At 69.9% G+C, this 19501-nt stretch carries 16 protein-coding genes and 1 rRNA gene; 7 read left to right on the top strand and 10 right to left on the bottom strand.

Annotated features, from left to right (window positions below):
- Positions 1-144 precede the first annotated feature (144 nt).
- Positions 145-1890 carry a signal peptide peptidase SppA gene (gene sppA / locus PFX91_RS12525; RefSeq protein ID WP_285731680.1) on the top strand — a complete coding sequence of 582 codons (1746 nt, stop codon included), beginning with the start codon at positions 145-147 and terminating at the stop codon, positions 1888-1890.
- 20 nt (positions 1891-1910) lie between these two features.
- Complete coding sequence (locus tag PFX91_RS12530) at positions 1911-2369, top strand: flavin reductase family protein (protein ID WP_285731701.1); 459 nt, start codon at positions 1911-1913, stop codon at positions 2367-2369.
- Positions 2370-2465: 96 nt separating this feature from the next.
- On the opposite strand, the gene PFX91_RS12535 is transcribed toward PFX91_RS12530, so the two are convergent.
- The 6 genes from PFX91_RS12535 to PFX91_RS12560 all read right to left on the bottom strand — a co-directional run bounded on the left by PFX91_RS12535 (position 2466) and on the right by PFX91_RS12560 (position 7680).
- Complete coding sequence (locus PFX91_RS12535) at positions 2466-3365, bottom strand: ABC transporter substrate-binding protein (protein ID WP_285731681.1); 900 nt, start codon at positions 3363-3365, stop codon at positions 2466-2468.
- A gap of 54 nt (positions 3366-3419) precedes the next feature.
- Positions 3420-4100, bottom strand: a complete 681-nt coding sequence (locus PFX91_RS12540; protein WP_285731682.1) for an ABC transporter permease — start codon at positions 4098-4100, stop codon at positions 3420-3422.
- Positions 4088-4939, bottom strand: coding sequence for an ABC transporter permease (locus tag PFX91_RS12545; protein WP_285731702.1), 852 nt, complete (start codon positions 4937-4939; stop codon positions 4088-4090). Before PFX91_RS12545 ends, PFX91_RS12540 begins: the two co-directional genes overlap by 13 nt.
- Positions 4939-6054, bottom strand: a complete 1116-nt coding sequence (locus PFX91_RS12550; RefSeq protein ID WP_285731683.1) for an ABC transporter ATP-binding protein — start codon at positions 6052-6054, stop codon at positions 4939-4941. The genes PFX91_RS12545 and PFX91_RS12550 overlap by 1 nt, the downstream gene beginning before the upstream one ends.
- 164 nt (positions 6055-6218) lie before the next feature.
- A complete protein-coding gene (locus PFX91_RS12555; protein WP_285731684.1) occupies positions 6219-6890 on the bottom strand; it encodes an HAD family hydrolase in 672 nt (223 codons plus the stop codon).
- Positions 6891-6948: 58 nt separating this feature from the next.
- The gene (locus PFX91_RS12560; protein ID WP_502888315.1) at positions 6949-7680 is read right to left on the bottom strand and encodes an NUDIX hydrolase; all 732 of its coding nucleotides are present in this window, start codon (positions 7678-7680) and stop codon (positions 6949-6951) included.
- 136 nt (positions 7681-7816) lie between these two features.
- On the opposite strand from PFX91_RS12560, the gene nadA reads away from it, so the two are divergent.
- Together nadA and PFX91_RS12570 are read left to right on the top strand one after the other, a co-directional pair.
- Positions 7817-8815 (top strand): quinolinate synthase NadA, encoded by a 999-nt coding sequence (nadA, locus tag PFX91_RS12565; protein WP_285731686.1) that lies wholly within the window; start codon positions 7817-7819, stop codon positions 8813-8815.
- A 134-nt stretch (positions 8816-8949) separates the two neighbouring features.
- Positions 8950-10410, top strand: a complete 1461-nt coding sequence (locus tag PFX91_RS12570; protein ID WP_285731687.1) for an RNA polymerase sigma factor — start codon at positions 8950-8952, stop codon at positions 10408-10410.
- Positions 10411-10424: 14 nt separating this feature from the next.
- Here the strand turns inward: PFX91_RS12570 and PFX91_RS12575 are convergent, their stop codons facing one another.
- Complete coding sequence (locus PFX91_RS12575) at positions 10425-11045, bottom strand: TetR family transcriptional regulator (protein WP_285731688.1); 621 nt, start codon at positions 11043-11045, stop codon at positions 10425-10427.
- Between the two features lie 579 nt (positions 11046-11624).
- Between PFX91_RS12575 and PFX91_RS12580 the strand changes: the two genes are divergently transcribed.
- The 3 genes from PFX91_RS12580 to PFX91_RS12590 are packed head-to-tail and all read left to right on the top strand — an operon-like array spanning position 11625 to position 14832.
- Positions 11625-12971, top strand: coding sequence for a glycosyltransferase family 4 protein (locus PFX91_RS12580; RefSeq protein WP_285731689.1), 1347 nt, complete (start codon positions 11625-11627; stop codon positions 12969-12971).
- 53 nt (positions 12972-13024) lie between these two features.
- Positions 13025-13744 carry a class I SAM-dependent methyltransferase gene (locus tag PFX91_RS12585; RefSeq protein WP_285731703.1) on the top strand — a complete coding sequence of 240 codons (720 nt, stop codon included), beginning with the start codon at positions 13025-13027 and terminating at the stop codon, positions 13742-13744.
- Complete coding sequence (locus PFX91_RS12590; RefSeq protein ID WP_285731690.1) at positions 13744-14832, top strand: prenyltransferase; 1089 nt, start codon at positions 13744-13746, stop codon at positions 14830-14832. The genes PFX91_RS12585 and PFX91_RS12590 overlap by 1 nt, the downstream gene beginning before the upstream one ends.
- 64 nt (positions 14833-14896) lie before the next feature.
- Here the strand turns inward: PFX91_RS12590 and PFX91_RS12595 are convergent, their stop codons facing one another.
- The 3 genes from PFX91_RS12595 to rrf form a co-directional block, all read right to left on the bottom strand.
- Complete coding sequence (locus PFX91_RS12595) at positions 14897-18343, bottom strand: transglycosylase domain-containing protein (RefSeq protein ID WP_285731691.1); 3447 nt, start codon at positions 18341-18343, stop codon at positions 14897-14899.
- A gap of 235 nt (positions 18344-18578) precedes the next feature.
- Positions 18579-19211, bottom strand: a complete 633-nt coding sequence (locus PFX91_RS12600) for a class I SAM-dependent methyltransferase (protein ID WP_285731692.1) — start codon at positions 19209-19211, stop codon at positions 18579-18581.
- A 172-nt stretch (positions 19212-19383) separates the two neighbouring features.
- Positions 19384-19499: ribosomal RNA gene (gene rrf, locus PFX91_RS12605) — 5S ribosomal RNA — on the bottom strand.
- Positions 19500-19501: the final 2 nt, after the last annotated feature.

A 19501-nucleotide genomic window follows, 5' to 3' on the forward strand; every position in this document is an offset into this window, starting at 1 on the left:
CGACACACCTCGCGCACCGGTGGATCCCCCCGCGTTCCGGACCCGTCGGACGCCACGGGCCCCACTCCCCGAACCGGGAACACCGTCCCGACGACCCGGGGAAGCGTCCGACGACCCGGCCACGACGGCCACTAATCTGGGCCCATGGTGGACCTCGCGAAGATCACGCAACCTCTGTCCCTCACCCGTCAGCGCTCCCATGGGCCGCTGGTCCTGGAGCTGGACCTGACCGAAGGGGTCGCCGACGAGGCCCCGGGAGACCCGGTCAGCCAGCTCATGAATCGACGCAAACAGCACTACCTGGATGTTCTCGAAGGCATCCGCCGAGGCGCGCGCGACCCACGGGTGGCGGCGCTGGTGGTCCGGGTCGACGCCCGTTCGATGGGCTTCGCCAAGGTCCAGGAACTGCGCCACGCCGTCGCCGACTTCCGTTCGACGGGCAAGCCGGCCGTGGCCTGGGCCGACTCCTTCGGGGAGAGCGGCGTGGGCAACCTGCCCTACTACCTGGCCTGCGCGTTCTCACGCGTGGTGATGGCGCCCACCGGGCTGCTCGGTCTGACCGGCCTGATCATGCGCACGACCTTCGTCAAGGGTGCCCTGGACAAGCTGGACGTCACCTACGAGGTGGGGAGGCGACACGAGTACAAGAACGCCCTGAACAGCGTCACCGAGACCGGATACACCGACGCCCAGCGCGAGGCCTCCGACCGGATCGTGACCTCATTGGGCGACCAGATGGTGGAGGCGATCGCCGAGGCGCGCGGTCTGACCGAGGAGAGGGTGCGCGCGTTGGTCTCGCGCGGTCCGTTCCTGGCGGGCGAGTCGGTCACGGAGGGCCTGGTCGACCGACTGGCCTACCGGGACGAGGTGTACGCGGAGCTGTTCGAACAGGTGCGGAACGAGGGGCGCGGCGACGGTGGCACGGGCAAAGGCCGGTCCGTGGAGCCCCGGCTACAGTTCGTCACCCGCTACCACCGTAGGCACACCCCGCCCCCGCGTCCCCGGATCGCGGGCGGCCCGGGGTACATCGCGTTGATCTCGGCCACCGGGACGATCAGCCTGGGCCGGACCCGACGTTCCCCCCTGGGCGGCGGCACCGTCATGGGCTCGGACACCGTGTCCGCGGCCTTCCGGGCCGCGCGCAAGGATCCACAGGTCAAGGCGGTCGTGTTCCGCGTGGACAGCCGGGGCGGCTCTCCCACCGCCTCCGACGCGATCCGCAGGGAGAGCGAGCTGACCAGCCAGGCGGGCACCCCCGTGATCGCGGCGATGGGCGACATCGCCGGATCGGGCGGCTACTACGTGACGCTGGGGTCGGACGCCATCGTGGCGCAGCCGGGCACGCTCACCGGTTCCATCGGCGTGCTCACCGGCAAACCGGTCCTGGGCTCACTGCTAGAACGGTACGGGGTGACCAGCGACTCGGTGAGCACCGGCGAGCACGCGGGCATGTTCGACACCGAACGGCCGTTCACCGAGTCCGAGTGGGAGCGGGTCAACGCGCTCCTGGACGAGGTCTACGAGGACTTCACCGCCAAGGTCGCCCGCGCGCGGAACATGACCCGTGAGCAGGTGGACGAGGTGGCCCGGGGGCGGGTGTGGACCGGCAGGGACGCGCACGAACGCGGGTTGGTGGACGCCTTGGGCGGACTGGAGACGGCCGTGCGGCTGGCCAGGGAGAAGGCGGACGCAGGACCACTGCCCCTGCGTTCCTTCCCCCACACGCACCCCCTGGACCGGATCCGCCCGCACGAGTCGAGCGAGGACCTGGGCGCCTCGGGCCCGCAGACCGCGCTCGGTGCCTGGGGTCCCCTCCAGCACGTGGCCGTGGCCATGGGTCTGCCCGTGGGGGGACCGCTGATGATGCCCGGGAACTGGGAGGTCCGTTGATCGGCCCGTACCTGGAGGCGATGGCCCTGTTGCCGGTCGGTGTGACCGTGGTGACCGTCGCCGACGGCCGTGACGACGTGGGGGCCACCGTGACGGCGTTCGGCTCGGTGTCGGCGGATCCACCGGTGGTGTCGGTGAGTCTGGACTCCAGCGGCTACATGGCCGAGGTCGTCGAGGAGACCGGGGCCTTCGTCGTGAACGTGCTGAGCGGCGGCCAGCGGGTGTTGGCGGGACGTTTCGCCGCGGAGGGGCGTCCCAGTGCCCGTCTGCTGGTCACCGACCAGGCCCACCACAGGGGCGAGCGGACACGGGCCATCGTGCTGGACGACTGCCTGGCCGCGTTGGAGTGCTCCGTGCGCCAGAGCGTGCGGGTGGGCGACCACGTCGTGTTCTTCGCCGACGTGGTCGGCCTGCCCGAGGTCAAGGGCACGGGTGGGGCCCTGGCCCGCCGGTCGGGGCGTTACCACTCGTTGGGGTGAGACCTCCCCTGGCCGCACCCCACGCGCGAACGCTCCACGGCGCCGCGCCCCACGACCGTGGAGGCCCTGTCCCGGAGCCGGGACAGGGCCTCCACGTCAGGCCAGGCCCTCCTGCTCCAGCCATTCCCGTGCGACGTCGGCCGCGTTCTCGTTCTGGACGACCACGCGCTCGTTGAGCTCGGTCAGCGCCTCGGTGGTGAGTGCGGCCGAGACCGCGTTCAGGGCGGCACGGGCCGTGTCGTCCACCTGCTCGCTGTTGACCAGCGGGGTGATGTTCTGTGCGCCGAAGAGGTTCTCGGGGTCCTCCAGGACCACGAAGTCCTCCACCGCGATCTGCGGATCGGTGGTGAACAGGTTCGCGGCCTGGATGTCGTCGGCCAGGAGCGCCTGGGTCAACAGCGCCACCTCCAGCGAACGGAACTCACCGAACTCCACGCCGTAGACCTCCTCCAGGCCCACCACTCCCTGCTGTCGGGTCTCGAACTCCGGCGGACCTCCCAGGGTCAGTTCGCCGGCGACGGCGGCCAGATCCTCCAGGCTGCCGAGGTCGTGCTTCTCGGCGGTCTCCCTCGTGACCGTGACCGAATCCTTGTTCTCGGCACCGGAGGAGTCCAGGATCTCCAGTCCCTCTGGCAGCGCCTCGACGACACGCTCGTTGGTCTCCTCACCGCTCCCGGTGGGCGCCTCGGCGTCGAGATAGGCCAGGATCGCGCCGTTGTACTCGGGGAAGACCGACAGGTTCCCCGACTCGATCTGGGAGTAGTAGACCTCGCGGCTGCCGATGTTGAGCTGGTAGGTGACGTCCACCCCCTCGGCCTCCATCGCCCGACCGTAGATCTCGGCGAGCAGCGTGGACTCGGGGAAGTCCGCGGAACCGATGACGACGGAACCCGGGGCGGTGTCCTCGCCCCCCTCGTCGTAGGGGTCGCTGCCGCCGCACGCGGTCAGGATCAGGGCCGCCAGGGGGAGCCCGACGAGGGCCGGTCTGATGTGCATGATGGAGAACCTTCTCTTGGGGATACCTTCGTGGACGAATGGGGCCGTCCCGCCTCAGCGGACCGCCGCGGCCTCGGCGCGCAACCCGGGTGCGACCAGGAGGCGTCGCAACCCGGCGAACAGCAACGTGGTCAGGACCGCGAGCAGCACCACCAGCAGCGATCCGGCCAGCATCATGGTCAGGTCCTGGCGGGCCTGGCCGTCGACGATGTAGCGGCCCAGGCCGCCCACCCCCACGTACGCGGCGATGGTCGCGGTCGCCACCACCTGGACGGCCGCGGTGCGCGCTCCGAGGAGGATGAGCGGGACGGCCACCGGGAGTTCGAGGCGCAGCAGCACCTGGTGGCCGCGCATGCCCATGCCGAACGCGGCGTCCCGCAGCCGGGGCTCGACCCCGCGGACCCCTTCATGGGTGTTGACGAGGATCGGGGGGACGGCGAGCGCCACCAGCGCGCACAGAACCGGCACGAGTCCGATCCCGGCGGCCAGCACGATGAGGAACAGCACGCCGATGGTGGGCAGGGCGCGCGCGAGGTTGGCGAGACTGGCGGTGAGGAACCCGCCCACCCCCGTGTGCCCGGTGAGCAGGCCGAGGGGGATGGCGATGGCGGCCGACCACAACAGGCCGAGAAGCGAGTAGTAGACGTGTTCGCCCATCCGCGCGGGGATCCCCGAGCTCCCGGTCCACTGGGCCGGGTCGGCGAACCAGGCGAACAGGTCGTTCAGGATCTCCATGTCCGCTCCTTCCCCCTCGTGTTCCCCGGGCCCGTCTCGACCGCCTCCCCGCCCGTGGAGGAGGCCCCGACGGTGTTCGCGGACTCGGGACCTCCGGCCGCCGCGACGGCTCCGGAGGGCACGACCGCCGGGCGGTCCCCGCGCGAGGGCCCGCCTCCGTCCCGACGCGACCAGGGGGTGAGCAGGCGCTGGAGGATCACGAGCGCGGCGTCGGTGACCAGGGCCAACACGACGGTGAGCACGATGCCCACGACGATGGGTGCGTCGAACTGACGGCGGAACCCGTCGCTGAGGATGAGCTGGCCCAGGCCCCCCAGCCCCACCAGGGAGGCCACACTGACCATGCTGATGGTGGCCACCGACGCCACCCTGAGTCCGGCGATGATCACCGGCACGGCCACGGGCATCTCCACCTGCACCAGACGGCGCAGCTGACCGAAGCCCATGGCCACCGCGGCCTGGCGGACGTGGTCGGGGACCTGGCGCAGTCCGTCCACCACGTTGGGCAGCAGGATCACCAGGGTGTACAGGGCCAGCGGCACGATGGCCGTCCAGTCGCTGAACCCCGTGTAGGGCAGCATGAGGAAGAACAGCGCGATGGAGGGCACCGCGTAGAGCACGTTCACACCGGTCAGGACCGGCGGGTACAGGCGCTTCCAACGTGCGCACGCCAGCCCCATCGGCAGGGCCACCGCCAACCCGAGGAGGATGGAGAGGTAGGACAGCCGCATGTGCTGGAGGAGCCGGGGCAGGATCCCGCGGTCGGGTTCGCCCGGGTGGCTCCAGTTGGCCACGCCCCAGTCGGTGACGCGCACGATCCAGTCCCAGGCGTCAAAGATCACGTGGTCACCGACCACAGAGCCGTGCCCAGGTCCTCCTGGGAGACCACGCCGACCACCCGGCCGTCGGTGTCGACACCGACCGCGCGTCCCGCGGGTGAGAGCACCGCGGCGTCCAGGGCCGCGCGCAGGGAGTCGGTGGCGACGTCGAAGGTGTGGCCGTAGGGGGCGAGGTCGAGCGCGCCGAGCGCGGTGCCCGCGGGCGCACGGTCGAGTTGGGCGGCGGCGGCCCAGCCCAGGGGCAGGCGGTCGGCGGAGACCACCAGCGCCCACGGCTCGTTCTCGCCGCGCAGGGCCTCGGCCGCCCTGTCCGCGCCGGTGGCGTCCTCGAAGACGACGTCCTCTCGCAGGGACAACTCCCTGGCGGGGAAGAACGACAGGCGCCGCACCCCCCGGTCGTAGCCGACGAAGGATTCGACGAAGGCGTCGCACGGCTCGGCGAGCAGGCGTTCGGGGCTGTCGTACTGGGCCAGACGGCCACCGGGTCGGAAGACGGCGATGCGGTCGCCCAGACGCACCGCCTCGTCGATGTCGTGGGTGACGAAGACGATGGTCTTGCGCAGCTCCTGCTGCAACCGCAGGAGTTCGTCCTGGAGCCCGGCGCGCACGACGGGGTCCACGGCGCTGAAGGGCTCGTCCATGAGCAGGACGGGCGGATCGGCGGCCAGGGCGCGGGCGACACCGACGCGCTGCTGTTGGCCACCGGAGAGCTGATGGGGGTAACGCCTGGCCTGGGAGGGTTCCAGACCCACCAGTTCCATCAGCTCGGTGGCCCGGGCCCGGGCGCGGGCCCGGCCCCACCCCAGCAACAGGGGGACGGTGGCGATGTTGTCGCGCACGGTGCGGTGCGGGAAGAGGCCGGCCTGCTGGATGACGTAGCCGATGGAGCGGCGCAGCGCCGCGGGGTCGCGCCGGCGCACGTCCTCACCGTCGATGAGGACGGTGCCACGGGTCGGCTCGACCATGCGGTTGACCATCCGCAGCGACGTGGTCTTGCCGCTGCCGGAGGGACCGACGAAGACCGTGGTCTGTCCGGTCTCGACGGTCAGGTTCAGGTCGTCGACGGCCACCGTGCCATCGGGATAGAGCTTGGCGGCGCCCTCGAACGTGATCATGGGACGGGTCGTCTCTATTCGGGGAACCGGGGGACGGGTTCGGTGAGGGAAGGGAAAGGCCGAACGCACGCTACCCGTGGAGGGGTGGGGCAAACCGTACGACGTGGACCGTGACCGTAACGCGACCTCCCGGGAGCCGGGCCGTCATCCGCGATCGAACCCGCTCAGCCTTGGCGTGCGATCCAGTCGACGAGTTGGTGCAGGTCGTCGAGGACCACGTCGGCGTGCGCCGCGTCCTCTCCGGCCGCGTGGAGATGACCGTGGACGCCCCGACGCAGCAGAGCGGTGCGCATCCCCGCACGACGGGCGGGCAGGACGTCGTTGTCGACACGGTCGCCCACGTAGAGGATCTCCTCGGCGGCGACGTCGGGACGGGTGGCCCTGGCCAGACCCAGCACCCGCTCGAAGAACTCCGGAGAGGGTTTGGCCACCCCCCAGTCATCGGAGATGCCGATGCCGTCGACTCCCAGGTCCATGGCGGTGAGGGTGGGTCCTGCCTCGGGCGGCTGGTTGCCGGCGATGACCAAGGACAGGCCCGCCTCGCGCATGGCCTTGAAGGCGGGGCGCACGTCGGGGTAGAGGTCGCGTTCACCGAAGTGCTCGCGCTCTCCGTCGGGGTCCTCGGCCCGCCAACGGGCGCTCTCGGCCGCGAGGTCGAACCCCGGCACCAACAGCCGGAAGGCGTCGGTGATGGTGCCCCCGGTGGCGATCACACCACCGATGGTGCCGAAGAAGGCCATGTGCGGGATGCCGAAGCGATCGGCCCAGCGCGCGAAGATCCGGGTCTCGTCCACGAGGGTCTCGCCCACGTCGAACACCACAGTACGAATTGCCACGGTCAGGGAGTGTACAAGGAGCCCGTGGCGGTCCCCCGGCCCTCCGGCCGGGCCGGGGTCAACCGGGCGGGCGCAGCACGGCGAAGGCGTCGGTGATCTGTAGGCCGCGCTCGCGGAAGCGGAACAGCGCCGCGGGACGTCCGCCGGAGCGTCCGGAGGGTACCGAGCGACCCGTCTCCTCGATCTGTCCTCGACGCAGGAGCACCCGGCGTAGGTTGGTGGCGGTCACGTCATGGCCCAGTGCCGCCCGGTAGTAGCCCGACAGTTGCGACATGGTGAACTCCGGCGGCGCGAGCGCGAACCCCACGTTGGTGTAGCTGAGTTTGGCGCGTAGCCGTCGGCGTCCGGAGCGGACGATGGAGGCGTGGTCGAAGGCCATGGTCGGCAACCGGGAGGCCGGGTGCCAGTCGGTGTCCTCCGGCACGGCCGGGTCGACGTCGGCCGGCACCAGCCCCAGGTAGGCGGTGGCCAGGGTGCGGCGCCGGGGCACACGATCGGGATCGCTGCGGGTCTCCAGTTGTTCCAGGTGTGACAGATCCCTCACGTCCACCTTCTGGGCGAGTTGTCGCCGGATGGATCCGCCCAGATCCTCCTTCGGACCGAGCCGGCCACCGGGCAGCGCCCATGCGCCTTCGCAGGGCGGAAGGGCCCTACGCCACAGGAGTACCGAGAGTTCTCCCGCACGGATCTGGAGCACGACGGCGAGAGCCTCGTGCACCGAGAGCTCCGCGTGATCGACCGCGGCACAGACGGGCTCCGCGGCATGCCCGTTTTTCTGAGGGATGTCCAACTTCTCCTTTCCGTTCTCCGTCATGTTAGGCTGCATCAGGTTTGTGCCTGACAGACAAAAACCTGTTCACCCGCACTGCCCCGCCCCGGCACGGCGCCCGTACGGCGTGCTCACAGCCTCAAGGAAGTAGTTGGACATGGCACCGGTCACTGCTACGGCGAACACCATGACCAGGCAGGAATGGGCCGACGAGGTCCGCCGTCTGGCCAAGGAGCGCGACGCTGTCATCCTCGCGCACAACTACCAGCGCCCGGAAATCCAGGACGTCGCCCACCACACCGGCGACTCCCTGGCGTTGTCCCGCCTGGCCGCCACCGTCGAGGCGAGCACCATCGTCTTCTGCGGCGTGCACTTCATGGCCGAGACCGCCAAGATCCTCGCCCCGGAGAAGACGGTCCTGCTGCCCGACCCCAACGCGGGGTGCTCACTGGCCGACACCATCACCGCGGAGGACGTGCGCGCCTGGAAGGCCGAGCACCCCGGTGCGGTCGTGGTCGCCTACGTCAACACCACCGCCGCGGTCAAGGCCGAGACCGACATCTGCTGCACCTCCTCCAACGCGGCCGACGTCATCCGCTCCATCCCCGAGGACAAGGAGATCCTCTTCCTGCCCGACCAGTTCCTCGGCGCCCACGTCAAACGCGTCACCGGACGCGAGAACATCCACGTGTGGATGGGCGAGTGCCACGTGCACGCCGGCATCGACGGCCACACCCTGCGCGAACGAGTCGCCGCCGAACCCGACGCCGAGGTCTACGTCCACCCCGAGTGCGGCTGCGCCACCTCCGCCCTCTACCTCGTGGGCAGCGGCGTCGTCCCGCAGGAGCGCGTGAAGGTCCTCTCCACCGGTGGCATGCTCACCGCCGCGGAGAACACCACCGCGAAGAAGGTCCTCATCGCCACCGAGACCGGCATGCTGCACCAGTTGCGCAACGCCAACCCCACCACGCGGTTCGAGGCGGTCAACTCGCGCGCCGAGTGCCACTACATGAAGATGATCGACGCCGACAAGCTGTTGAACGCGCTGCGCTTCGGCACGACCGAGATCACCGTGGACACCGCGACCGCCGAGCGCGCCCGCCGCTCCGTCGAGCGGATGGTCGCCATCGGCTCGCCTTCACGGGGCGGGGAGTAGAGCCTGTCGCCCGGCGTCCCCGAAGCCGCCGGGCGACAGGTTACAGAAGTCTTACCTTCGGGCTACAGGTAGACGTTTCCCCCACGCGCCAAGGCTCCCGTCGCTACCGTCACGGGAAAAGCGGGGGGAGAATCGTGACCAGAGGTCCTGAAGGAGACGAGCCGACGGCGATCGAAGCGCTCTATGACGCCTTCGCACCGCCGCTGTACCGCTATGCCTGGTCTCTCCTGGGTGAGGGCGAGCAGGTGGCCGAGGCCGTCCACGACGGCCTGGTCGCGGGTGTGTTCCTGGAGGAGCGGCGCGCCGATCCGGCCGACCGCGGCCCCTGGTTGTACGCCCTGGTCCGCTCCGCGTGCCAAAGACGGGGCCTCGCGCACGTGAGCCCCTACACCCGATTGGCGACGGTGGCCGCCGAGGAGCCGGTGGCCCGCATGTTCGCCCGGTTACCGGCCAGCCATCGCGAACTGGTCGAGTTGAACCTGCGGCACGCCCTGCCCCCGTCGGCGGTCGCGCGCGTGCTGGGCCTGGACTCCCAGATATGCGGGGAACTGTCCCGTTCGGCGATCCGGCGCGCGGCGGAGAGCCTGGCGGAGGAGTCCCTCGACGACACGTCCCGGCATCCGGACGGAGAGGACGCCGGCGGCGCGTCCGAGGGTGCGCCTCCCTCCCCGGCCGGGGCCTCGACGCCCGAGCAGGAACACGTGTCCTCCACACTCCTGCCTCCGGGAGGTCGGCGTGCCCAGATCGAACGCGTCTCCTCGGCGCTGTCACTGCTGCGTCCTCCCGGGCCACCGCCCGGCCTGCGCGAACGGGTCGTACGGACCTGTTTGGACCCCGAACTGGCCGCGATCCGTGAGCGTCTCGTCGCGCGGATGCACCCGCTCACCGGCGAGGGCTATCCGATCCACCGTGCCCGCGCCGCCGGTGCGCCCCGGGAGGCGACCCGGACCCCGGACACCGGTCCCCCGCCGCCGCCTCGTGTCCCGCCCGGCGACCGGGTGACCACACACGACCATCCCCTGCGCGAGGAGATGGTCGCCGAACTGGCCGGCACCGAGTCCGTGCCCGACGAAGACGGAAGGACCTCCCCGCGCCGTTGGCCCCTGCCGGCCGTCTCCGGCCTGGCCACGGTCGTGCTGGCGGTGGGCCTGTGGTCGTGGGCGAGTGCGGTGGGCGGCCCCTCCACCGTCATCGGCACCGGCCCCGACCAGGCCGGGCACACCACCCCGAACCCGGCGCCGGAGGCCGTCGCGACCGCCTCCGACAGCCGCCAGGAGGCGGAAGCGACCACCGACGACGCCGCCGCCCCACCTTCCGAGCCGACGCACGAGGCCACCACGGACCCCGATCCCCGACAGGACGTCGAACAGACCCCGGCGACGGGTGGGGCCGCCCCCTCCCCCCTCCCCGAGGACACGGCCCCTCCCGTGGCCGGTGACCGACCGGAGGAGGGTTCCGAGGGATCCGGCGAGGACACGCCCGACGACGAGGGCGTTCCCGTGGACCCACCGGAGGAAGGCGGGGAGGGGTCCGGCGACGGCGACCGCGGAAGTCTGCTCAACGGGCTGCTGAAGATGCTCTTCGGCGACGGCTGAGGACCGACGCTCCTCTAGAAGGAGGCGAGCAGCCGCTCGGCGGTGATGTGCAACCGCCGCTCCACCTCGTCCACGTCACGGTGGCCCTTGAGCACCTCGACCAGCTCGAAGATCCACACACTGATGAGCGAGCCGATCAGAACGTAACCGGTGCTGTCGCGGTCCACCGGCGCGTCCGACACCTCCTCCCCCACGGGGAGGTTCGTCAGGTCGTCCGTCGCCACACGCCACACCAGGTCGCAGATGCGCGTGTCCAACTCGATCCTGACCTCGGCGGTGATGAGCGAGCGCACCAACGCGTCGGCCAACTCGGGCTCGCGCATAAGGCCGAGAGTGGCGCGCAGCAGCACGTCCACAGCGCGCCCGGCGGCGGTGTCCGCCGTGGGCGGACGGCGGACGATACCGCCCTCCAAGAGGTCCAACTCCTCGGTGACCACCGCCACGACCAGGTCCATCTTGGAGGGGAAGTAGCGATAGAGGGTCCCCAGGGCGACCCCGGCGCGTTCGGCGACCGAGCGCATCTGCATGGCGTCGACCCCGCCGCGCACGGCCAAGGCGGCCGCGGTCTGCACGATGCGCTTGCGGCGCTGGGTCTGACTTCGCGACATCGTTCCGCTCGCCGCCTGCACCGCCACCGGATCTTCCCTTCGTCGTCAGGCCGCGCTGTCCGTTCCTCGCGACACTGAGCCCCGTCGTGGTGACCGACATCCGGCAGGGACGGCGGCCGTTATGAGAACACGTTATCCAACCTTTCTCCTCCCACGCAGTTTCCCGTACCCATGAATCGCGCCTCATTACCCGACGTGGTAGGAGCAATCCGAAAGGAAGGGGAAGGTTTTCAGATCACCTGACCGGCTTTGTAGAATTCGTTCTATATTCGTCTGATTCACGCAGGCCGTCCTCCGGTGGACAGCGACACAGCGCCCCCTCCATCCGCCTCCGGCGAGCGGTCGCTCCCGGGCCCTCCGCACCCGGCCGGCGCCTCTGCGGTCGAAGGCAGGTCGGCTCCGCCGGGCCCTCACCACCGGCGCGCACGGCCCCACGTAGGATCCCTTACCAACCGGCCCGACGCCGACCCGCACCCAACTGCCGAGTAACATGTGGGCGCACCCGTCACAGGCGAACACGTGACCACACCCGTGTCCTCGGCGGCGAGCACACCCGCGTTCACAACGGCGATGACCGGGCCCGCGATCCAACGAAGAGGTGGACTCTTGACCCAGCCGGGCACCACACCGAGCCCACGGCCTTTCGCCGAGCGCCCCCTGCGCGTGGCCCTGCTGTCCTACCGCAGCAAGCAACACGTCGGCGGGCAGGGTGTGTACGTGCGCCACCTGTCACGGGAGCTGGCCGCCCTCGGACACGATGTCACCGTGCTGTCCGGTCAGCCCTACCCGGTCCTGGACGAGGGCGTGACCCTGGAGAAACTCCCCTCCCTCGACCTCTACAACGACGTCTCCCCCTTCGTGACCCCGCCCCTGCGGGAGTGGCGCGACTGGATCGACGTCCTGGAGGTCCTCACCATGTGGACCGCCGGGTTCCCCGAACCCCTCACCTTCTCCCTGCGCGCCAACCGCGAACTCCGCCGCCGGCTGTCCGACTTCGACGTCGTCCACGACAACCAGACCCTCGGGTGGGGCCTGCTGGGCGTACGCGCCGCCGGAATTCCGCTGGTGACCACCATCCACCACCCCATCAGCGTGGATCGCAGGATCGAACTGGCCGAGGCACGCGGCCTACAGAAGCTCTCCAAGCGCCGCTGGTACGGCTTCGTGGGCATGCAGGCACGCGTGGCCCGACGGCTCGATCCGATCCTCGTCCCCTCCCGGTCCTCCGCCGACGACATCGCCCGTGAGTTCGGCGTCGACCCGGCGACCATGGAGGTCACCCCGCTGGGCGTGGACACCCGCTACTTCCGTCCCCGACCCGAGCTCGAACGCGTTCCCGGTCGCATCGTGTGCACCGCCAGCGCGGACAGCCCCCTCAAGGGTGTGGCCGTCCTGCTGCGCGCCGCGGCCAAGCTCGCCACCGAGCGCGACATCACACTGACCATCGTCAGCAAACCCAAGCCGGGCGGTCCCACCGACCGGCTCGTGGACGAACTGAGTCTGCGCGACAGGGTGGAGTTCGTGAGCGGCATCGACGACACCGCCCTGGCCGAACTCATCGCCAGTGCCGAGGTCGCGGTGGTCCCGTCCTTCTACGAGGGGTTCTCCCTGCCCGCGGTGGAGGCCATGGCCTGCGCCACCCCCTTGGTGGCCAGCCACGCCGGGGCCCTGCCCGAGGTCGTGGGCACAGACTCCGACGCGGGTCGCCTCGTCCCACCGGGCGACCCCGAGGCCCTGTCCGAGGCCATCGCCGCCCTGCTCGACGACGCCTCCGAACGCGAGCGGATGGGCGCCGCCGCGTGGCGCCGGGTCCAGGAACGCTTCACCTGGAGGGCCGTGGCCGAGCTGACGGCCCAGCGCTACGCCTCCACCATCGACTCCGTCCGGGGAACACGCCCCGCTGACGGCGAGCCGCGTCCCGCTCCCGCGCGGGCGCGCGCGAACGGCGCCTGACACAGCGGGCACTGACCACGACCCCGCGTCCGCCAGATCCTAGGGAGCCTCCACTGATCACCGTCGACTTCAACCTGCTGCCAGTCGGCCCCGGCGACCGCGTCCTCGACCTGGGCTGCGGCGGTGGCCGTCACGCCTTCGAGGTCTACCGCCGCGGCGCCGACATCACCGCCTTCGACCAGAACGTCGCCGACCTGACCGAGGTCGAGACCATGTTCACCGCGATGCGCCAGGAGGGCCAGGCCCCCGAGGAGGCCCACGCGCAGACCGTCAAGGGCGACGCCCTGGACATGCCCTTCGACGACGCGAGCTTCGACCGGGTGATCGCGGCCGAGATCTTCGAGCACATCCCGCACGACACCGCCGCCATGACGGAGCTGTTCCGGGTGCTGCGTCCCGGGGGCATCGCCGCGGTCACCGTCCCCAGCTTCCTGCCCGAACGCCTGTGCTGGGCCCTGTCGGAGGACTACCACACCAACGAGGGCGGTCACGTCCGCATCTACACACGCGCCGAACTGGAGGCCAAGCTCAAGGCCACCGGCTTCGAGATCGGCCCGCACCATCACGCGCACGCGCTGCACGCACCGTACTGGTGGATCAAGTGCGCGGTGGGCACCGACAGGGACGACCATCCGCTGGCCAAGGCGTACCACGACATGCTGGTGTGGGACATGCTCAAGGCACCGAAGGTGACCCGGGTCGCCGAACGCCTGCTCAACCCGCTCATCGGCAAGAGCGTGGTCGTCTACGTGCGCAAGCCGCACTCCGACTGATGGCCCCCCTCTTCGCACCCTCCTTTGCCGAAAAGACGCGGCGACCCGGGATCCCGTACCTTCCGGGGGTGCTCAGCGCCGAACAACTGCACCGCAGCGCCTCCTACCTGGTCCACAGCCAGGAGCCCAGTGGCGCCATCCCGTGGTTCCCCGGTGGACACACCGACGTGTGGGACCACGTGGAGTGCGCCATGGCCCTGACCGTGACCGGTCGGACCGTACCCGAGCACGCCGAGGCCGCCCGACGCGCCTACCTGTGGCTCGCCGACAGCCGCCATCCCGAGGGCGGATGGGCCGCCAAGTTCCGCCAGGGCACCGCCGTCACCCGGCTACGCGAGGCCAACCACGCCGCCTACCCCGCGGTGGGGCTGTTCCACCACCTGCTCATCACCGGTGACCTCGCCTTCGCCGAGCGTCTGTGGCCGGTGGTGGAGGAGGGACTGGATTTCGTCCTGGACCTGCGAGGCGATCACGGTGAGATCCTGTGGGCGCGCGCGGAGGACGGGTCCCGGGGCGACCACGCGCTGTTGACGGTGTGCGCGAGCGTGCACCACGCGCTGCGCTGTGGGGCGGCCCTGGCGACCCGACTGGGCCGGGAGCGCCCGACGTGGGCCGCCGCGGCCGACCGTCTCTCGGTGCTCATCAACGGCCACGAGGACCTTTTCGCCGACCGCTCCCGCTTCTCGATGGACTGGTTCTACCCCATCCTGGGAGGCGCGGTACGAGGCGCCTCCGCCAAGGAGCGCGTCGAGGAGCGCTGGGACCGGTTCGTGGTCCCGGGGCTGGGCGTGCGCTGTGTGAGCGACCAGCCGTGGGTGACCGCGGCCGAGACCTCCGAACTGGTCATGGCCCTGGCCGCCATGGGCGACACGGAGACGGGCACGCGCATTCTGCGCGACGTCCAGCACCTGCGTGACGCCGACGACGGCGTGTACTGGACGGGCTACCAGTTCGCCGAGCAGGTGCGCTGGCCGGTGGAACGCAGTACGTGGACGTCGGCCGCCATGATCCTGGCGGTCGACGCGCTCACCGAGACCACCCCGGGCTCACGGGTGTTCCTGCACACCTGGGACGAGCTGTCCGACTAGGAACCCCAGGGAAGCGCCTCGCTCATGAGGTCGGGCCCGCCCCCGCCGGGGGCGGGCCTCTGGGCTATCCGTCCTCGTCACCACGCCCCGGAGGTCCCCAGCCGTCCCCACCGCCGCCCCAGCCGCCGTCGTCCTCACCGGGCCCGGGGCCGGGGAAGCTCGGGATCTCGGGTCCGGGATCGCCCGGCTCGGGCTCGATCGGCGGCTCGGGCTGTTCCGGCTGGACCGGGGTCTCCGGCTCGACCGGGCTCTGGGGCTGGTCGTCCTGCTGCGGCTGCTCGGGTTCCACCGGAGACGGCTCCGGAGCCCAGTTCTCCGTGGTGCCCCCGAAGGCCGGGGAGGGGAACGAACCGCGTTCGTAGCCCTCCATCGCCCTGCTCATGTACCGGTTCCACAGGGTCGCCGGCATCCCGCCGCCCGAGATGTTGTGTCCCGGGATGCTGAACGACTGGTTGTCACCGCTGTAGACGGCCACGGCCGTGGACAACTGCGGGGTGTAACCGACGAACCAGGCGGCGACGCTGTCGTTGGTGGTCCCCGTCTTACCCGCGACGGGATGGTCCCACAGCCGCGCGGCGGTACCGGTACCACCGTTGACCACCTGTTCGAGAGCGTGGGTGACGTCGGCCGCGGTGGACTCCTCCAGGACCCTGGTGCTCTCGATCTCGGGACGCTCGTCCTCACCCTTGGTGTTGATGATCTCCTTGACCACGTGCGTCTCGGTGTGCACGCCGCCGTTGGCGAACGTGGCGTATCCGGTGGCCTGGTCGACCGGACGGGCGCTGGCGGCGCCCAGGGGCATGACCGGCACCAGCTGGCTGTCGGGGATACTGCCCTCGGGCCAGCCCGCGTCGTAGATGGTGTCGCGGATCTTCTCGAATCCGACCTCCTGGGCCAGTTCGACGTAACCGAGATTGTTGGACACCCGCGTCGCCTGGACGAGGTCCATGACGCCGCCCGGCGAGTTGCCCGCGTTCTGGATACGGGCTCCCTGGATGTCGCGGGGACCGCGTCCGTCCACCGTGGAATGGAGACTGTATCCCTGCTCCAGGGCGGTGGCCAACACGTACGGCTTGAAGGCCGAACCGGTCTGCGCCGCGCCGAGGAAGGCGCTGTCGTACTGGTTCTCCCAGTAGTCGCGTCCACCGTAGAAGGCCAGGACCTCGCCCGTCTTCGGGTCGATGGTGGTCAGTCCGATGTTGACGCCCTCGGGGACGTTCTCCGGAGGAACCGTCTCCTCCACCACCTCGTAGGCGGCGTCCATCATGTCCTTGTCGAACGTGGTGACGATGGAGTAGCCCTGCCGGTTGATCTGGTCCTCGGTGTAGCCGAGCCTCTCCAGTTCGTTCACGGCCTCCTGGAGCATGTAGCCCTTGTACCCGCTGAGATCGTTGCCCTCGGCGGGTCGTTCGGCCTCGGGGGCCGGGAACTCCATCTGGTCGGCCTCGGCCTGCGTGATGGCGCCGGTGGTGACCATGCCGTTGACGACGTACTCCCAACGTCGTTCCATCGCCGGGGTGGTCTCCACGTCCGCCTCACCGAACCAGCTCGGTTGCTGGATGGCCGCGGCCAGGAACGCGGCCTCCGCGGGCTCCAGGTCCTGGACGTCCTTGTGGTAGTAGGCCTCGGCGGCGGCCTGGATGCCGTAGGCGTTACGGCCGAAGTAGATGGTGTTGAGGTACTGCTGCATCACCCATTCCTTCGACTCGCTCTGGTCGACCTTGATGGAGATGATGATCTCCTGGATCTTGCGAGCGATCGACACGTCCCGGGAGACGCCCTCGTAATAGTTGCGCACCATCTGCTGGGTGATGGTGGAGCCGCCCTGAACCTGTTTTCCGGTCACGGTGGACCAGAACGCACGGGTGGTACCGCTCAGCGACACACCGGGTTCGGTCCAAAAGCCACGGTCCTCGGCGGAGATGACGGCTTCGACGATGTGGTCTCCGCCCTCCGTCATCTCCTCGTAGGCGAGGATCTCGCGGTTGGTCCCCCGGTAGGCGAACTCGGTCTCACCATCGGCGTAGTAGAAGGTCGACCCCTGCTCGAGTGCGTCGGCCTTGGCCGCGTCGGGGACCTCCACGGTGAAGTAGAGGTAGGCGAACGTACCGCAGGCGATGATGACGAACAGTCCGGTGACGACGAGGAAGACGCGCAGCATTCTCCACCACAGTGGTTTCTTGGCTCCGCTCCCCTTCCTTCCCTTGGGAGCACCGGGCCCCCTGGGACCGCCGGGGCCGGTGCCTCCCGGGCCGGAGGGGCCCTTGGGTCCGCCGGGGACGTGCGAGCCGCTCTGCGCGGCGGAGGAGGCAGCGTGGGAGTCCCGCGGTGCCTGGGGAGCGGTACCCTCGTCCTCCCCACCATGGCCGCCCGAGGCAGGAGAGGCCTCGGTGCGCGGACCGTCCTGCGATCCCAGGGAGAAGACCGTGGTCGTGGCTCCGGCCGCTCCGGTCGTGTCAGTGCCCTCCGTCGCCGACTCGGTGGTGCCGGCGCCCGTGTCCTGGCCGGCCTTCTCCGGGTCGGGGGTCTCGGAGACGTAGTCCGAGAGACGGCGCGGTTGGGGCCACAACGCCTCTGTCTCGGCCGTGGTGGATTCGTCCCCGGTCCCCGTCGCGATCCGTTCCGTGTCCGCGGAGGTCGGTGTGTCGGACGCGGAGGAGGCCGCACCGGTCACCGTTCCGACGGCCGGACTCCTCACCGTCTCCGGTTCCGTCCGCTCCTCGGCCGGCTCCCGCTCCTCGGCCCCGGTCCGCTCATCCGAGACGGAGTCGGACCCGCCGCCCGTCTCGGCCTCGGGACCATGGTCGGCGACAGCGGCCGCCTCGATCGCGTCGGTGGACATCGCGACCGTGGGAGCGTCGTCCACGGGGGTGTCCCCGCCGCCGGGCACGGTCTCCGCGGAGTCCTCGCCCCGGGACCCACCACCCGCGGACTCGGTGACCTCCTCCCGGACCTCGCCGGTGTCCTCGGAGCCTTCGGCCCCCGGCTCCCGCGGTTCCGCGGAAGCCTCGGCACGCACGGCGTCGAGGGAGATCGGTTCTGTCGGAGCCGACGCCGGTGAGGGGGGATCGTCGGCGACGTCCTCAGGGCTCTGGGAATCGGACGAAGAGGCGTTCTCGTCCTGGGCGCCCAGACCGCCGTACCCCTGCTCCGCGAGGTTACGGGCGACCTTCTCCCGGAAGAAGGATCCGCTGGTCTTGAAACTGACCGGTCCGATGAACTCGGGCTCGGACGGGCCCTCCGGCCCCTCCTCGGCCTCCTGTGCCTTCCCAGGGGTCTCCCGCGTCGACCGGCTCTCCTCGGGCGCGGGTACACCATCCCCAGGAGTGGCACTGTTGGACAGCTCTTCGGCAGAGGTGTTCCTGGTCTCCGGCGTGTCGGTCTCGGGACGCTGTCCATCCGCCCCGCCTTCGCCGTGTCTGCTCTCGCTCAGTTCCCTGCCCCCATGGCACATCACGTCCGGCACCCTGCCGTCCTGATGTTGGACGCGCGAGTACCGCTGATCGTTCATTTCGAGTCGGGACCGAAGCGGTATTCCTGGGAATGACGCCACCATCGCTCAGTCCTCGGATTCACGATACCCGCACGTAACCATGTCAAGGCCTGGACGATAACCACAGCGTCTCTTCTGGTCCGACACCTACTCGCATGGGGTATGTATCGGGGCATCCGTGGGTCCGGTCGTTTATCGGTGATCAGGGTCTCGCGTATGCACGTTCAGCGGTCGGCCTGAGGAGGACCATGGGTCAGGAGAGGCGTTCGAGCACGCGCATCGACCCCAGTTCCCGCACCTCCTTGAACCTCCCCGACGCAAGGGCTCGCCGGTAGATGTTGTAGGGCGGTCGACCGCCGTCCTTCGGGTCGGGGAACACGTCGTGGATGACGAGGGCTCCACCGATGGCCACGTGGGGGCTCCAGCCCTGGTAGTCGTTCTGGGCCGCCTCCTCGCTGTGACCACCGTCGATGAAGACCATGCCCAGAGGGGTGCCCCAGACCGCGGCCACCTCGGCCGACCGGCCGACGATCGCGATGATCTCCTCGTCCAGTCCGGCTTCGGTGATCGTACGGCGAAAGTGCGGAAGCGTGTCGAACCTGCCGGTGGGTCCGTCGACGAGGCTCGCGTCGTGGTACCCCCATCCCTCCTGATGCTCCTCCGAACCCCGGTGATGGTCCACGGTGAGGACCTTGGCTCCGGTCACCCGGGCGGCGGCGCCCAGGAAGATGGTGGATTTACCGCAGTAGGTTCCGATCTCCACGATCGGGCCGAGAGGGGCATAAGTGAGCGCGGCCTCGAAGAGGGCCGTGCCCTCGTCCGTCGGCATGAAGCCTTTGGCGGCCTCGGCCGCCGCCAGGAGTTCGGCTGGGATCGTCTTCGTCATACGGAAATTGTCCCATCGACCCTTCCGACTCCGACAATGCCCGGTCGTTTCCTCGGGAAGGAGATCTCCGCCGACGTTTCACTTGTTCACAAGCCCGCACATGAAAAACGGGAGGAGAAAGAAGAAAGAACCCCCCAAGGACCCTCCCCTCCTCCCCCTCCCGGAAGAAGAACCGTGGCAGCAACCTACTCTCCCACCCCACCACAGGGCAGTACCATCAGCACCAAGAGGCTTAACGACCGGGTTCGGAAAGAGACCGGGTGTGACCCTCCAGTAATGACCACCACGGA

It is taken from the genome of Nocardiopsis sp. ATB16-24 (genome assembly GCF_030271535.1).
Taxonomy (GTDB): Bacteria; Actinomycetota; Actinomycetes; order Streptosporangiales; family Streptosporangiaceae; genus Nocardiopsis.

Bases quoted from the DNA above. Each gene is read 5' to 3' on its own strand.
- sppA (WP_285731680.1), top strand. From the start codon at position 145: ATGGTGGACCTCGCGAAGATCACGCAACCTCTGTCCCTCACCCGTCAG.
- PFX91_RS12530 (WP_285731701.1), top strand. From the start codon at position 1,911: ATGGCCCTGTTGCCGGTCGGTGTGACCGTGGTGACCGTCGCCGACGGC.
- PFX91_RS12535 (WP_285731681.1), bottom strand. From the start codon at position 3,365: ATGCACATCAGACCGGCCCTCGTCGGGCTCCCCCTGGCGGCCCTGATC.
- PFX91_RS12540 (WP_285731682.1), bottom strand. From the start codon at position 4,100: ATGGAGATCCTGAACGACCTGTTCGCCTGGTTCGCCGACCCGGCCCAG.
- PFX91_RS12550 (WP_285731683.1), bottom strand. From the start codon at position 6,054: ATGATCACGTTCGAGGGCGCCGCCAAGCTCTATCCCGATGGCACGGTG.
- nadA (WP_285731686.1), top strand. From the start codon at position 7,817: ATGGCACCGGTCACTGCTACGGCGAACACCATGACCAGGCAGGAATGG.
- PFX91_RS12590 (WP_285731690.1), top strand. From the start codon at position 13,744: ATGGCCCCCCTCTTCGCACCCTCCTTTGCCGAAAAGACGCGGCGACCC.
- PFX91_RS12595 (WP_285731691.1), bottom strand. From the start codon at position 18,343: ATGAACGATCAGCGGTACTCGCGCGTCCAACATCAGGACGGCAGGGTG.
- PFX91_RS12600 (WP_285731692.1), bottom strand. From the start codon at position 19,211: ATGACGAAGACGATCCCAGCCGAACTCCTGGCGGCGGCCGAGGCCGCC.